This is a genomic window from Streptomyces flavofungini (assembly GCF_041028215.1).
GTDB classification, from domain to species: domain Bacteria; phylum Actinomycetota; class Actinomycetes; order Streptomycetales; family Streptomycetaceae; genus Streptomyces; species Streptomyces flavofungini_B.
The window spans coordinates 1-13636 of the sequence record NZ_JASKYR010000159.1 but is presented as its reverse complement, the minus strand read 5'-3'; the positions used below and the strand labels follow the sequence as shown (position 1 = coordinate 13636).

10 protein-coding genes and 1 pseudogene are annotated in these 13636 nt (G+C 71.4%); 8 read left to right on the top strand and 3 right to left on the bottom strand.

The window, feature by feature from the left end; translation table 11 throughout:
- Positions 1-47 precede the first annotated feature (47 nt).
- Both AB8Z36_RS13740 and AB8Z36_RS13735 read left to right on the top strand, forming a co-directional pair.
- Positions 48-1802, top strand: coding sequence for a discoidin domain-containing protein (locus AB8Z36_RS13740; RefSeq protein WP_369213555.1), 1755 nt, complete (start codon positions 48-50; stop codon positions 1800-1802).
- Between the two features lie 53 nt (positions 1803-1855).
- Entirely contained in the window at positions 1856-2896 is a 1041-nt protein-coding gene (locus tag AB8Z36_RS13735) for a LacI family DNA-binding transcriptional regulator (protein WP_369213554.1), read from the top strand.
- A gap of 37 nt (positions 2897-2933) precedes the next feature.
- Here the strand turns inward: AB8Z36_RS13735 and AB8Z36_RS13730 are convergent, their stop codons facing one another.
- Positions 2934-4226, bottom strand: coding sequence for an ROK family transcriptional regulator (locus AB8Z36_RS13730; RefSeq protein WP_369213553.1), 1293 nt, complete (start codon positions 4224-4226; stop codon positions 2934-2936).
- 178 nt (positions 4227-4404) lie between these two features.
- On the opposite strand from AB8Z36_RS13730, the gene AB8Z36_RS13725 reads away from it, so the two are divergent.
- The 4 genes from AB8Z36_RS13725 to AB8Z36_RS13710 are packed head-to-tail and all read left to right on the top strand — an operon-like array spanning position 4405 to position 9023.
- Positions 4405-5721, top strand: coding sequence for an ABC transporter substrate-binding protein (locus AB8Z36_RS13725; protein ID WP_369213552.1), 1317 nt, complete (start codon positions 4405-4407; stop codon positions 5719-5721).
- Positions 5722-5735: 14 nt separating this feature from the next.
- On the top strand, positions 5736-6731 hold the full coding sequence (locus AB8Z36_RS13720; protein ID WP_369213551.1) for a carbohydrate ABC transporter permease: 996 nt from the start codon (positions 5736-5738) through the stop codon (positions 6729-6731).
- Positions 6724-7605: a carbohydrate ABC transporter permease gene (locus AB8Z36_RS13715; RefSeq protein ID WP_369213550.1), complete on the top strand. Its 882-nt coding sequence runs from the start codon at positions 6724-6726 to the stop codon at positions 7603-7605. Before AB8Z36_RS13720 ends, AB8Z36_RS13715 begins: the two co-directional genes overlap by 8 nt.
- Positions 7606-7658: 53 nt before the next feature.
- A complete protein-coding gene (locus tag AB8Z36_RS13710; RefSeq protein WP_369213549.1) occupies positions 7659-9023 on the top strand; it encodes a GH1 family beta-glucosidase in 1365 nt (454 codons plus the stop codon).
- Between the two features lie 32 nt (positions 9024-9055).
- Here the strand turns inward: AB8Z36_RS13710 and AB8Z36_RS13705 are convergent, their stop codons facing one another.
- Positions 9056-10150, bottom strand: a complete 1095-nt coding sequence (locus tag AB8Z36_RS13705) for a carboxylate-amine ligase (protein ID WP_369213548.1) — start codon at positions 10148-10150, stop codon at positions 9056-9058.
- Between the two features lie 109 nt (positions 10151-10259).
- On the opposite strand from AB8Z36_RS13705, the gene AB8Z36_RS13700 reads away from it, so the two are divergent.
- A complete protein-coding gene (locus AB8Z36_RS13700; protein ID WP_369213547.1) occupies positions 10260-11726 on the top strand; it encodes an aminotransferase class I/II-fold pyridoxal phosphate-dependent enzyme in 1467 nt (488 codons plus the stop codon).
- A 22-nt stretch (positions 11727-11748) separates the two neighbouring features.
- Here AB8Z36_RS13700 and AB8Z36_RS13695 read toward each other — a convergent pair whose 3' ends face one another.
- Positions 11749-13026 (bottom strand): amidohydrolase, encoded by a 1278-nt coding sequence (locus tag AB8Z36_RS13695; RefSeq protein ID WP_369213556.1) that lies wholly within the window; start codon positions 13024-13026, stop codon positions 11749-11751.
- 204 nt (positions 13027-13230) lie between these two features.
- Here AB8Z36_RS13695 and AB8Z36_RS13690 point away from each other — a divergent pair.
- A pseudogene (locus tag AB8Z36_RS13690) lies at positions 13231-13636 on the top strand (hypothetical protein); the annotation flags it as partial.

Sequence of the window (13636 nt, the reverse complement as noted above, 5' to 3'; positions counted from 1 at the left end):
CCTCATCCCTCCGCCCGCCTTCCCCCTCACCCTCAGGAGTCCGCAGCATGCCAAGACCCAGCACGACCGCGCCCACCCGCCGCACCGCCGTCCTGGCCTCCGCCGGGCTGCTCGCGGCCGGTGTCCTCGCCGTCCCCGCGCAGCAGGCCCACGCGGCGGGCAGCGTCGTGAAAGTGACAGGCTCCCAGGGCAACTGGCAGCTCACGGTCGACGGGGCGCCCTTCCAGCTCAAGGGGGTGACCTGGGGGCCCTCCCCGTCCGACGCCGACAAGTACATGCCCGACCTGCGCTCGATGGGCGTCAACACCATCCGGACCTGGGGCACCGACGCCTCCAGCAAGCCGCTGCTCGACTCCGCCGCCGCGCACGGCATCAAGGTCGTCGCGGGCTTCTGGCTCCAGCCCGGCGGCGGCCCCGGCAGCGGCGGCTGCGTCAACTACCGCACGGACACCTCGTACAAGAACCAGATGCTGGAGGAGTTCCCCAAGTGGGTGAGCGCCTACAAGGATCACCCCGGCGTGCTGATGTGGAACGTGGGCAACGAGTCCGTGCTCGGGCTCCAGAACTGCTACCAGGGCGCGGAGCTTGAGGCGCAGCGCGACGCCTACACCTCCTTCGTCAACGACATCACCAAGAAGATCCACGCCGTCGACCCCCACCACCCGGTGACCTCCACCGACGCCTGGGTCGGCGCCTGGCCCTACTACAAGAAGAACGCGCCCGACCTCGACCTGTACGCCGTCAACGCCTACGACGCCGTGTGCGGCATCAAGTCGGCCTGGGAGCAGGGCGGGTACACCAAGCCCTACATCGTCACCGAGACCGGGCCCGCCGGTGAGTGGGAGGTCCCCGACGACGCCAACGGCGTCCCCACGGAGCCGACCGACCGCGCCAAGGCCGAGGGCTACACCAAGGCCTGGAACTGCGTCACCGGCCACCGGGGCGTCGCGCTCGGCGCCACCGTCTTCCACTACGGCACGGAGTACGACTTCGGCGGCATCTGGTTCAACCTGCTGCCCGCGGGCCAGAAGCGTCTCTCGTACTACGCGGTGAAGAAGGCGTACAAGGGCAGCACCGCGGGCGACAACACCCCGCCCGTCATCACCGACCTCAGTGTCGAGGGCGACTCCGGCAAGGTGCCCGCGGGCGGCGCGCTCACGCTGAACACCAAGGTCACCGACCCCGACGGCGACAGCCTTTCCTACGAGGTGCTCGCCAACAGCATGTACCTCGACAAGAGCAAGGAGCTGACGCCCCTGCGCGCCACCGACCTGGGCTCGGGACGGCTGAAGGTGACCGCGCCCGACCGCCCGGGGCTGTGGAAGATGTACGTCAAGGTCACCGACGGCAAGGGCAACGTCGGGGTCGAGACCCGGTCGGTCCGGGTGGTCCCGCCGCCGGTGAACGGCACCAACATCGCGCTCGGCAAGCCGGCCACCGCCTCGTCCTTCCAGCCCGGCAGCGGTGACTTCCCCTGCCCCGCGGCCAACGCCGTGGACGGCAGGAACACCACCCGCTGGGCCGCCGACTGGAGCGACCCGCAGTGGCTCCAGGTCGACCTCGGCTCGGTCACCTCCTTCAAGCACGTCCAGCTCAACTGGGAGGCGGCGTACGCCAAGGCCTACACCATCCAGACCTCCGACGACGGCAGGACCTGGCGGACCGTGCGCGAGGTGACCGACGGCAACGGCGGCGTCGACGACTTCGACGTGAGCGGCTCCGGCCGGTACGTACGGGTGCACGGAACGGCCCGGGGCACCGGATACGGCTACTCGCTCTATGAGTTCGGCGTCTACAGGTGAGCGTTCGGGAGAGCGCTCTATCGGCGGTGCGGGGCACAGGTTAGGGTTCCCGCATGAGGCATGAGCTGCCGACCCTGGAGGACGTGGCGCGCGTGGCGGGGGTCTCGCGCGCCACCGTCTCCCGGGTGGTCAACGGCGTGCGCAGTGTGGACCCCGCCCTGCAGGACGTGGTGCGCGCGGCCATCGAGCGCACCGGATACGCCCCCAACCGCGCCGCGCGGTCCCTGGTCACCCGCAGGGCCGAGACCGTCGCCCTGGTGGTCTCCGGCGCCGGTGACAGCACCGAGGCCGCGCAGAACGCCTTCACGGCACGGGTGTTCGCCGACCCGTTCTTCGGGCGGGTGGTGAGCGGGGTCATGGGTTTCCTGCGGCCCCGCTCGGTGCATCCGGTGCTGATGTTCGCCGAGTCCGACGCCTCCCGCCAGGAGGTGCTCGGCTATCTGCGGCACGGCAACGCGGACGGGGCTCTGGTCGTGTCCACCTACGCCCATGACCCGCTGCCCGCGCTCCTCGCCGAGGCGCGGCTGCCCGCCGTGTTCTTCGCCCGCCCCGCCGGGCAGCTCCCCGTCACCTTCGTCGACTTCGCACACCGGGACGGCGCCAGGCTCGCGGCGGGACAGCTGCTCGCCCGGGGCTGCCGCCGGGTCGCGACCGTGGCCGGGCCACTGGACATCGCCGCCGGTCAGGAGCGTCTGGCCGGGTTCCGCGAGGGCATGGAGCGGGGCGGTCAGCCCTGCGTTCCGGTCGCCGAGGGCGGCTTCACGCTCGACAGCGGGGCACGGGCCATGCACCGCCTGCTGCGCGAACACCCCGGCATCGACGGGGTGTTCGCCGCCAACGACCTCATGGCGCAGGGGGTCTGTCAGGTCCTGCGGGAGCAGGGCAGGCGCATCCCGCAGGACGTGGCGGTGGTCGGCTTCGACGACTCCAGTGTGGCCGTCACCTGCCGCCCCCGGCTGACGACGGTGCGCCAGCCGGTGGAGGAGATGGGCGCGGAGATGGCCCGCCTCCTCCAGGAACGCATTGAGGGCACCCGTACGGAACCGACCTCCACGATCTTCGATCCGGAGCTGGTGGTGCGGGACTCGGCGTAGGCCGGGGGCCCGGCGGCCGGTGCGCGCGCACCGCCGCTCAGCTCATCGCCCGGTCCTCCACCGCCGTCCGCCAGGCCGGGAGCGTCACGGCCGTCGCCGTCTCGACGCGGCGCCCGCCACGGGCGAAGAACCCGGCCAGGGGCAGGGTCGCCGCGCCCAGCGTCACCGCGTCCGGGCCCAGGGTGCCGAGGTCGATCTCGACCCGGCCCGCGGGGTGGGCCAGGGCGTAGGTGGCGATGTGCCGTTTGACGGCGGTGAGGAAGCGGGGGCCGAGCTGGAGGCCCGCCCAGCCGCCGATGAGGATGCGCTCGGGCTGGAAGAGGTTGATGAGGTCGGAGAGGCCCGCGCCGAGGTACTCGGCGGTCTCGTCCAGGACGGCGAGGGCGGCGCGGTCCGGCTCCGCGGAGCCCTCGGGGTAGGCGGCGTCCAGCATGGCGGTGAGCGAGCCCTCCTCGTCGGCGCTCTCGGGCGGCCTGCCGCCCGCCTCCCGCCACCGTTCGAGCAGCGCCTCGGCCCCGGCGTACGCCTCCAGGCAGCCCAGCGCGCCGCAGCGGCATCTGCGGCCCCGCACACGGACGGTGAGGTGCCCCCATTCCACCGCCCGGCCCGACTCCACCTGGTCGGTCACGACGCAGGCGCCGACGCCGGAGCCGAAGAGGACGATCGCGGCGTTCTGGGCCCCGCGCCCCGCGCCGAACCACATCTCCGCCTGACCGGAGGTCTTGGCTCCGTTGTCGATGAAGTACGGCACGGTGGCGGGCAGTTGATCTGTTGAACGCAGCAGGGACTCCAGGGGCACCGCGTCCCAGCCGATCGTCTGGCCGTGCACGACCGCCCCGAGTCCCGGCGAGCGCTCGACGATGCCCGGCACGCCGATGCCCACGCCGAGCAGCCGGTCGGTGCTGCCACCGGCCGCTTCGACGACCTGGCCGATGCCCTCCCTGATGTGCCCCACCGTGCCCTCGACGCCGTCTTCCTTGAGGTGCAAGGGGCGTTCCACGCGGGCGAGTTCGGTGAGGGAGAGGTCGAGCAGCTCGACGCGGACCCGGGTCTCGCCCACGTCGACCCCGATCAGCTGGCCGCTGTCCGGGGCGACCCGCAGGAGCGTACGCGGACGTCCGCCGTCGGACTCGACGCTGCCGGCCTCCTCCACCCACCCCTCGGCCACCAGTTCTGCCACGACGTTGCTTACGGAACCTGAACTCAAGCCCGTCACGGGCCCCAGCTCGAACCTGCTCATCGGCCCGTCGAAATACAACCGTTGCAATACGGCGGCGCGGTTCGCCCGCCGCAGGTCATGCACTGTGCGCCCGCTGCGCCGCCCAGTCATGTGAGTCCCTTCGTCTGTGTGCCACCGAAGTTAGCGGTGAGCGAACCCTTGACGCTACCTTCCTCAAAGGTTTAACTCACGTCCTAAATTAAGCCTTGGGTCTTCCGGCGACCGTACGCGGGGGCCTCCTTGCAGTCCTCCACCTCATGTCCTTCTGTAGAAAGGGGCACCTGGAGCCATGCGCAGAAACCGAGCCGCAGCCGTCGGGTCCGTCACGCTCTCGCTCGTCCTCGCCGCGTCCGCCTGCGGCGGGGGTACGTCGTCGGGCGGCGGCGGTTCCAACGAGTCGCCGAAGACCCTGACGTACTGGGCATCCAACCAGGGACCGAACGTCGAGGCCGACAAGAAGGTGCTCCGCCCCGAACTCGACAAGTTCGAGAAGCAGACCGGCATCAAGGTGAAGCTGGAGGTCATCCCCTGGTCGGATCTGCTCAAGCGGATCATGACCGCGACGACCTCGGGCCAGGGCCCCGACGTGCTGAACATCGGCAACACCTGGAGCGCCTCGCTCCAGGCCACCGGCGCCCTGCTGCCGTGGGACGACAAGCAGTTCGACAAGATCGGCGGCAGGGACCGGTTCGTCGAGTCCGCGCTCGGCTCGACCGGCGAGAAGGGCAAGGACCCCGCCGCCGTCCCGCTGTACTCGATGGCGTACGCGCTCTACTACAACAAGAAGATGTTCGACGACGCCGGGATAGCGAAGCCCCCGGCGACGTGGGACGAGCTGGTGGCGGCGGGAAAGAAGATCTCCAAGGGCGGCAAGTGGGCCCTGGGCGCCGAGGGCTCCAACCTCTCCAACAACATCCACCAGGTGTTCGCCCTGGCCAAACAGCACGGCGCCGACTGGTTCTCCGCCGACGGCAAGCCCGACTTCACCAGTGACGGCGCGGTCGCCGCCGTCAAGCAGTACGTCGACTTCATGGGCAAGGACAAGATCATCGCCCCGGGCAACGCCGAGTACGCCCAGAACCAGTCGCTGAGCGACTTCGCCAAGGACAAGACGGCGATGGTGCTCTGGCAGGCCGCCGCCACCACCTTTCAGTCACAGGGCATGAAGGACGACGAGTGGGGCGTCGCCCCGGTGCCCGTCCCGTCGGGCGCGCCCGGTCAGGGCTCGTCCGTCAACTCCATGGTGGCCGGGATCAACATGGCCGTCTTCAAGGACACCAGGAACATCGACGGCGCCACGAAGTTCGTGAAGTTCATGACGAGCGACGCCGAGCAGAAGATCCTCTGCGGCAAGTACGGCTCGGTGCCCCCGGTCAAGACCGCCCAGGACGCCCCCGCCTTCAGCAAGCCCGAACTCAAGGTGTTGCGCGACACCCTCGCCAAGAGCGCGGCACCGCTGCCGCAGGTCGCCAACGAGTCGCAGTTCGAGACCGTCGTGGGCACCGCGGTGAAGAACCTCTTCGCCAAGGCCGCCGAGGGCGACGCGATCAGCACCGCGGACGTCAAGGCCGAACTCGGCAAGGCCGAACAGCAGATGACGAACTAGTGAGTGTCACACCCATGACTTCCAGCACCGTCGAGGACGTCGTCGAGGGAGGGGTCCGCAAGGCCGCCCCCGGGGCCGAGGCGCGCCCGCCGCGCCGCCCCGGGCGGCTCCGCCGGATCGGCCTGCCCTACCTGCTGCTGCTGCCCGCCCTGGCCCTGGAGCTCCTCGTCCACCTGGTGCCGATGGTCATCGGCATCTTCATGAGCTTCAAGGAGCTCACCCAGTTCTTCATCCGCGACTGGGGCGCCGCCCCGTGGGCGGGCCTCGACAACTACAAGCTGACGGTCGACTTCTCGGCGCCCGTCGGCGAGGCGCTGCTCGACTCGTTCTTCGTCACCTGCGCCTTCACCGTCCTGTCCGTCGGCCTGTGCTGGCTGCTCGGCACGGCCGCGGCCATCTTCATGCAGGAGACGTTCCGCGGGCGCGGCCTGCTGCGGGCCGTCTTCCTCATCCCCTACGCGCTGCCCGTCTACGCCGCGGTCATCACCTGGGCCTTCATGTTCCAGCACGACAACGGCCTCATCAACCACGTCCTGCACGACCAGCTCGGCATCACCGACAAGCGGACCTTCTGGCTGATCGGCGACAACAGCTTCTGGGCGCTGCTGACCGTCTCGGTCTGGAAGGGCTGGCCGTTCGCCTTCCTCATCGTCATGGCCGGGCTCCAGAACATCCCCAAGGAGATGTACGAGGCCGCCGCCATGGACGGCGCCGGGATCTGGCAGCAGGTGCGCCGCATCACCCTGCCGTCCCTGCGCCCGGTCAACCAGGTCCTGGTGCTCGTGCTGTTCCTGTGGACCTTCAACGACTTCAACACGCCGTTCGTGCTGTTCGGCAAGGCACCTGAGGCGGCGGACCTGATCTCGGTGCACATCTACCAGTCGTCGTTCAACACCTGGAACTTCGGCGCGGGTTCGGCCATGTCGGTCCTGCTGCTGCTCTTCCTGCTCGTGGTGACCGGCGTCTACCTGGCACTCACCTCACGCGGAAGGAAGGTCTCCGATGTCTGAGAGCCTCGCCCCGGCCGCGAAGCGCCGCTCCCCCATGGCGGCGCCCCGGTCCTTCCTGTGGTCCCGGCGGATCTTCCTGACCCTGCTCGCCGGTTTCGTCCTGCTGCCGGTGTTCGTGATGGTGACGAGTTCGCTCAAGCCGCTCCAGGACGTCTCGGGCAGCTTCCGCTGGCTGCCCCGCGACCTCACCATCCGTCCGTACATCGACATCTGGAAGACCGTCCCGCTGGCGAAGTACTTCATGAACTCGCTGGTGGTGGCGGGTGCGGCGACCGTCTGCTCGGTCATCGTCGCGGTCTTCGCCGCCTACGCCGTCAGCCGCTACCAGTTCCGCGGCAAGCGCGTGTTCACCGTGACGGTCCTGTCGACGCAGATGTTCCCCGGCATCCTCTTCCTGCTGCCGCTGTTCCTCATCTACGTCAACATCGGCCAGTCCACCGGCATCGCGCTGTTCGGCTCGCGCGGCGGCCTCATCCTCACCTATCTCACCTTCTCGCTGCCCTTCTCCATCTGGATGCTGATCGGGTACTTCGACTCGGTGCCCCGCGACCTGGACGAGGCGGCCCTCGTCGACGGATGCGGACCGCTCAAGGCGCTGTTCCGGATCGTGATCCCGGCCGCCGTGCCCGGCATCGTCGCGGTGGCCATCTACTCCTTCATGACCGCCTGGGGCGAGGTGCTCTTCGCCTCCGTCATGACCAACGAGACGACCCGCACCCTCGCCGTCGGCCTCCAGGGCTACTCCACCCAGAACGACGTCTACTGGAACCAGATCATGGCCGCCTCGCTCGTCGTGAGCGTGCCCGTCGTCGCCGGGTTCCTGCTGCTCCAGCGCTATCTGGTCGCCGGCCTCACCGCGGGGGCCGTCAAGTGACCCGAGCCGCGTCCCGTACCACCCACCTTCTTGCCGCCGCTGAGAGGACTTCCGTGCTCGAACCCATCGACCTCGCCGCGTTCCCGAACGACTTCGCGTGGGGCACCGCCACCTCGGCCTACCAGATCGAGGGAGCCGTCGCCGAGGACGGCCGCTCCCCCTCGATCTGGGACACCTTCTCGCACCGGCCGGGAACGATCGACAACGGCGACCACGGCGACGAGGCCTGCGACCACTACCACCGGTGGCGCGAGGACATCGCCCTGATGAGACGGCTCGGCACCAACGCCTACCGCCTCTCGGTCGCCTGGCCGCGGATCGTGCCCGGCGGGGACGGCGCCGTGAACGCCAAGGGCCTCGCCTTCTACGACCGGCTGATCGACGGCCTCCTGGAGGCCGGGATCATGCCGTCCGTCACCCTCTACCACTGGGACCTGCCGCAGGCGCTCCAGGACCGGGGCGGCTGGCCCCGGCGCGAGACCGCCGAGCACTTCGCCGCGTACGCCGCCGTGGTCGCCGAGCGCCTCGGCGACCGCGTCACGCACTGGACGACCCTCAACGAACCGCTCTGCTCCGCCTGGATCGGCCACCTCGAAGGCGTCATGGCCCCGGGCCTCACCGACCTCACCGCGGCCGTACGCGCCTCTTACCACCTGCTGCTCGGCCACGGCCTCGCCGCGCAGGCCGTACGGGCCGCGGCGCCCGGCGCGCGGGTCGGCATCGTCAACAACCTCTCCACCGTCGAGCCCGCCACCCAGCGGCCCGAGGACATCGCCGCGGCCCGGCGCATGGACGGCCACACCAACCGGTGGTGGCTCGACCCCGTCCACGGCCGCGGCTTCCCCGCCGACATGCGCGAGGTGTACGGGGTCGACCTCCCCGAGCAGCGGGGGGACGCGGAGACCATCGCCGCGCCCCTGGACTGGCTCGGCCTCAACTACTACTTCCCGGCCACGGTCACCGACGACCCCGACGGCCCCGCCCCGTACGCCCGGCAGATCCGCCGCGAGGGTGTGCCGCGCACCGGCATGGACTGGGAGGTCGACGCGGGCGGCATGGAGAACCTGCTGCTCCGGCTCACCGAGGAGTACGGCGCGCGCAGGCTCTACGTCACCGAGAACGGCTCGGCCTACCCCGACGTCATGGGCGCGGACGGGACCATCGAGGACACCGGGCGCGCCGACTACCTCGTACAGCACCTGGCGGCGTGCGCCCGCGCCGTGCGCAAGGGCGCCCCGCTCGCCGGATACTTCGCCTGGTCGCTGCTGGACAACTTCGAGTGGGCCTACGGCTACGACAAGCGGTTCGGCCTCGTCCATGTGGACTACCGCACCCAGCAGCGCACCATCAAGGGCAGCGGCCACCTCTACGCCGACATCATCCGCGCCCACCGGGGCCTGGAGGGACGCGCGGCCTGAACGCGGCGCCCGGGCACCGGTGCAGCGGGTGTTCAGGTGGCGGCCGTCTCGCCGGTGATCAGCTCGGTCAGGGCGGGCAGGCCGCCCTCGGCCAGGGCACGGCGCTGCCGGTCGGCGGGGGTGCCCTCCTGGAGCAGCCGGTGCACCAGGGAGGTCACCTCGCGGGTGTCCCCGGCCTCTTCCAGGGCCGGGGTCAGGTGGTCGAGCAGCACGCACAGCATGTCGCCCGCCTTGCGCGCCCGGCCCGACGGGTCGATGAGCAGACCGCTCAGGCCGTGCCGGGCGGCGTGCCAGTTCATGACCTGGAGCAGTTCGTGCGGGCACTCCGGCAGCGGGACCTCGGCCCGGTGCTCGCGCAGGGCGGTGGCGACGAGGGCGCGGACCAGCCCGGCGAACATCACCGCCGCATCGGCGCGGAGCTGCACATCGGTGCAGCGCACCTCGATCGTGGGGTAGCGCTCGGAGAGGCGGGCCTGCCAGTAGAGCTGTCCGGTGTCGTCGACCGTGCCGGTGTCCAGGATCGACTGGATGCGGCGGTCGTGGTCGGCGAGCGAGGTGAAGCGCGGCGGCGGTCCGCTGACCGGCCAGCGGCCGAAGATCACCGTGCGCCAGCTGGCGAAGCCGGTGTCCTTGCCGTCCCAGAAGGGCGAGTTCGCGGACATGGCGACCAGGACCGGCAGCCAGGGCCGCACCCGGCTCAGCACGGCGACGCCGGTCTCCTTGTCCGGCACCGCCGCGTGCACGTGCATGCCGTTGACCAGATGCTCGGCCACGAGTTGCGGGGCGTGTGAGCGCAGGGCCAGATAGCGGGCGTTGCGGGTCACCGGTACGGGTGCCTCCGTACGGAAGGGGGCGACCCCGGTGGCGGCCAGGCGGCAGCCGTTCTTCTCGGCCGCCGTGCCGAGCGCGTGCCGCAGCCTGAGCAGGTGGCCGCCGACCTCGTCCAGGTCGGTGCAGACGGGCGTGGCGACCTCCACCTGGGCCTGGAGCAGCTCGGGCTGGAGCTCGCCGTCCTCGGCGATGGGCCCGAGTCCGGCCGCCGCCCGCACCTGGTCCGCGAGCGGTACGGGCAGGCAGGTTTCCGGATCGAGCAGCAAGTACTCTTCCTCGACCCCAATCGTGATCATGAGTCCCGAGTACCCCCGGATCAAAGTGATTAATCGGACATGGCGCGGCCGGGCCGCCGTTCGGAACAGCGGGGTTTTTGCCCGGATCGCGCGGGGAACCCGCAGTGCCATGGACCACTCACAGGCACCCGTGCTCGACGCGCTGGCCGCGTACCACGCGGAGGGGCAGACTCCGTTCACCCCGCCCGGCCACAAGCAGGGACGTGGCGCCGACCCCCGGGTGCGCGCGGTCCTCGGGGACGCCGTGTTCCACTCCGACGTCCTCGCCATCAGCGGCCTCGACGACCGCACCTCCTCCAAGGACGTGCTCGGCCAGGCCCAGCGGCTCATGGCCGACGCCGTGGGCGCCGAGCACACCTTCTTCTCGACCTGCGGCAGCTCCCTGTCGGTCAAGGCCGCCATGCTCGCCGTCGCGGGACCGCACGAGAAGCTGCTCGTGGGGCGGGACGCGCACAAGTCGGTGGTCTCCGGCCTCGTGCTCGCGGGCATCGTGCCGGTCTGGGTGGACCCTCAGTGGGACGCCGAGCGCCACCTCGCCCACCCGCCGACGGCCGACGCCTTCCGCGCCGCCCTCGCCGAGCACCCCGACGCGCGGGGCGCCTTGGTCACCACGCCGACGCCGTACGGCACCTGCTCCGACCTCGCCGCCATCGCCGACGCCTGCCACGAGCACGGCGTGCCGCTCATCGTCGACGAGGCCTGGGGCGCCCATCTGCCCTTCCACCCCGACCTGCCGACCTGGGCCATGGACGCGGGCGCCGACGTCTGCGTCACCTCCGTGCACAAGATGGGCTCCGGCCTCGAACAGGGCTCGGTCTTCCACCTCCAGGGCCGCCTCATCCGGCCCGAGGTGCTCAAGAGCCGCGAGGACCTCCTCGGCACGACCAGCCCCTCGGTGCTCCTGTACGCGGCACTCGACGGCTGGCGTCGCCAGATGGTGCAGCACGGCCGCGCCCTGTACGACGACACCCTCTCCCTCGCCGGGACCGTACGGGCCCGCATCGGCGACATCGAGGGCATGCGCGTCCACGGCCGCGACGACTTCTGCGGCCCCGGCCGCGCGCACGACCTCGACCCGCTCCAGGTCATCGTCGACATCACCGGCCTCGGCACCACGGGCTACCGGGTCGCCGACTGGATCCGCGCGCACCACCACATCAACCTGCACCTCTCCGACCACCGGCGTACCAGCGCCCAGCTCACCCACGCCGACGACGCCGACAGCACGGAGAAGCTGATCACCGCGCTGCGCGACGTCGCCGACCACGCCGACGAGCTGCGGCCCGCGGCTCCGGTCGAGGTGCCGGACCCGGCCAAGCTCCGCCTGGAACAGGTGACGCTGCCGCGTGACGCCTTCTTCGGGCGGGTCGAGCAGGTGCCCTGGGAGAAGGCCGTCGGCCGCGTCACCGCCGAGATGCTCACGCCCTACCCGCCCGGCATCCCGGCGGCGCTCCCCGGCGAGCGGCTCAACCACGAGGTGCTGCGGTATCTGCGCGAGGGCGTGGACGCCGGGATGGTGGTGCCGGACGCGGTGGACACCGAGGTCAGGTCGGTGCGGGTGGCGGTGGAGGACTGACGCCTCGCACAGCCGACTCCTCTCACAGCCCCTGGGCCGCCTTCTCCCGGAAGGCGGCCCAGGCCCGTGCCCGCACATCGTCGCCGCTGCTGCTACCGCCGCCGCCGAGCAGGACGTCGGCCGCCGTGCACGCGAGCGCCTCGGCCGCCGCCAGCATCACCGCACGGCCGCGCGGCCCCGCCGCCGCCCGCGCGAACTCGGGCGTGTGGTCGGAGCCCTCCTGGCCCATGATGGCGACGAACGGGTGGATCGCGGGCACCCGGGTACTGACATTGCCGATGTCGGACGAGCCCAGGTAAATGCCCGGGGCGGGCTGCGACAAGGCGATGCCCGCCCGCCGAAGGTGGTGCGCGAACGCCCCGGAGAGCACCTCGTTGTCACGGAAGTGCTCGTACCTGCCGCCCACGTCCGTCACCTCCACCTCCGTACAGGTGGCCAGGGCCACGCCCCGCGCGCAGGAACCCACCTCCTCCACCAGCTCCGCCAGCGCGGTGCTCGTCCCCCCGCGCAGCCCGAAGAGCCCCTCCGCGTACTCGGGGACGATGTTCGTGGCCCGGCCCCCGTCGGTCACGATCCCCTGGACGTGTGACCCGGGCGGCAGCCGCCTCTGCACCACGCCGAGCGTGTTGAAGAGCTGGATCAGCGCGCCGAGGGCGTCGATGCCCTCCGTGGGGTTGCCGGTGGGGTGCGCGGCCCGCCCGTGGAAGCCCACCCGGAGCTGGGCGCTGGCCGTCAGCGGCGCCCACGTCCAGTCGTAGACCCCCGGATGGAACATCAGCGCGGCGTCGACCCCGTCGAACAGGCCCGCCTCGACCTCGGCGACCTTGCCGCCGCCGCTCTCCTCGGCGGGCGTGCCGACCGCCAGCAGGGTCCCGCCCGTCTCGCTGAGCGCGGCGCGCGCGGCCAGTGCCGCGCCGAGACCGGCCGCGGCGATGAGGTTGTGCCCGCACGCGTGGCCGAGCAGCGGCAGGGCGTCGTACTCCATGAGCAGCGCCACGCGTGGGTCTCGGGCCGTGACGGTGTGGTCGTGGCCCGTGTGGCCGTGGCCCGCGTGGTCGTGGCCCATGTGGTCGTGACCCATGACGTCATGGCCCGAGCGGCCGACGAAGGCGGTGGGCAGTCCGGCCGGGCCGCGCTCCACCTCGAAGCCCTCCCGTTCGAGCTCACCGGCGAGCAGGCGGGCCGCCGCGTGCTCCTCGTAGGCGGTCTCCGGTTCGCGGTGCAGCGCCAGGCTCACGTCCCAGAGCCGGCCGGCCCGCGCGGCGACCTCCTCACCGATGCGGGCGTACACGGACTCCATGGCCGGTGGCACGGCGGCGTTCGACGGCACGTCGGGGCTCCTCGGGTCGGGTGGTCCTGGCTGTTCACCCACACGTGTTCCCCGATGCGGCGGAGTACGTACCGCCAGGCGGCTCCTCCAGTGGCGGGCCGCAAGAAGCGTGCATAGAACGGGATAACGCTCACGCGCGGGGTGCGGACACCCCGCTGGAATGGAGAAGCGAAGATGGCCGCTGAGTCTTTCTCTGCCGCGCCGGAGACCTCCGGGACCGGCGAACCGCTGGTGTCGACGCCTGTTCACCATGGCACCGCGCACCTCGGCGCCCCGCCTCCACCTCCTGTCCGGCCCGCACCACGGCCGCAGGCGGCGGACGTCGGCACGGCCGGCGCACCGCCGGACCAGGCGCCGCACCACACCCCTGACATCGACATCGGCATCGGCGTGGCGCAGGAGACGGCGGCCCCCGCCCCTCCGGCACACGCGCCTGCCGCGCCGTCGGCCCCGCTCCTGTCGCCCTCGGCCTCCTCGCCCTCGGCTCCGTCGCACTCGGCCCCGGCACCCGCGGCCCCCGTAATCCCCGCCGCGGAGACGGCACAGGACGCGGACGGCGAGGCGGTGGAGGAGCTCATAC

Coding starts and splice junctions, on each gene's coding strand:
- AB8Z36_RS13700 (WP_369213547.1), top strand. CDS start 10,260: ATGGACCACTCACAGGCACCCGTGCTCGACGCGCTGGCCGCGTACCAC.
- AB8Z36_RS13695 (WP_369213556.1), bottom strand. CDS start 13,026: ATGGAGTCCGTGTACGCCCGCATCGGTGAGGAGGTCGCCGCGCGGGCC.
- AB8Z36_RS13720 (WP_369213551.1), top strand. CDS start 5,736: ATGACTTCCAGCACCGTCGAGGACGTCGTCGAGGGAGGGGTCCGCAAG.
- AB8Z36_RS13735 (WP_369213554.1), top strand. CDS start 1,856: ATGAGGCATGAGCTGCCGACCCTGGAGGACGTGGCGCGCGTGGCGGGG.
- AB8Z36_RS13725 (WP_369213552.1), top strand. CDS start 4,405: ATGCGCAGAAACCGAGCCGCAGCCGTCGGGTCCGTCACGCTCTCGCTC.
- AB8Z36_RS13715 (WP_369213550.1), top strand. CDS start 6,724: ATGTCTGAGAGCCTCGCCCCGGCCGCGAAGCGCCGCTCCCCCATGGCG.
- AB8Z36_RS13705 (WP_369213548.1), bottom strand. CDS start 10,150: ATGATCACGATTGGGGTCGAGGAAGAGTACTTGCTGCTCGATCCGGAA.
- AB8Z36_RS13740 (WP_369213555.1), top strand. CDS start 48: ATGCCAAGACCCAGCACGACCGCGCCCACCCGCCGCACCGCCGTCCTG.
- AB8Z36_RS13730 (WP_369213553.1), bottom strand. CDS start 4,226: ATGACTGGGCGGCGCAGCGGGCGCACAGTGCATGACCTGCGGCGGGCG.